Source organism: Pseudomonas sp. UBA4194, from assembly GCF_002379585.1.
Lineage (GTDB): Bacteria > Pseudomonadota > Gammaproteobacteria > Pseudomonadales > Pseudomonadaceae > Aquipseudomonas.
Genome location: NZ_DFUE01000053.1, coordinates 809 through 1285 on the forward strand (window position 1 = coordinate 809; position 477 = coordinate 1285).

A 477-nucleotide genomic window follows, 5' to 3' on the forward strand; every position below is an offset into this window, starting at 1 on the left:
CAGCAGGCGCAGGTCCATCACGTCCAAGGGATTGATGGGACGAATACCCTCGATCAGCGCTTTTTCGGTCTGACCGTACAGCGCCTGCAAGGCGAATCGGCAGGCATACACTTCCCCGCCTTCAGCCATGAACGCCTTGATCTGGTTATTCACCGCCAGATGGCCAGGAAAGGCTTCGGCGCCCAAGGTCGGGAAGCCCCGCTGCACGCCCAATTGCACGCCCGGCCCGTACAGCAGAATCTTGGTTTCGAAGCCTTTGCGCAGCAGTCGCTTGGCCTGCAGCATGTTGACCAAACCAATGGAGCCTTCGAAGGCAATGGTGTGAAAGGTCAGCAGGGCCTTTTCACCGGGCTCGGCCTTCACATCCTCGAACACCTTCTCTTCGTAGTTCACCAGGAAGTCGCCGTCTTGATAGTGGGCAATGTCCACGTTGGGCATGTCGTCATCTCCGCGTTGGTCGATGGCCAGGGCTGGCTG

1 protein-coding gene is annotated in these 477 nt (G+C 58.9%); it reads right to left on the bottom strand.

The window, feature by feature from the left end:
• A partial coding sequence (locus B3397_RS13845) for an MSMEG_0572/Sll0783 family nitrogen starvation response protein (protein WP_349679026.1) occupies window positions 1-438 on the bottom strand: 438 nt, incomplete at its 3' end.
• Window positions 439-477 lie beyond the last annotated feature (39 nt).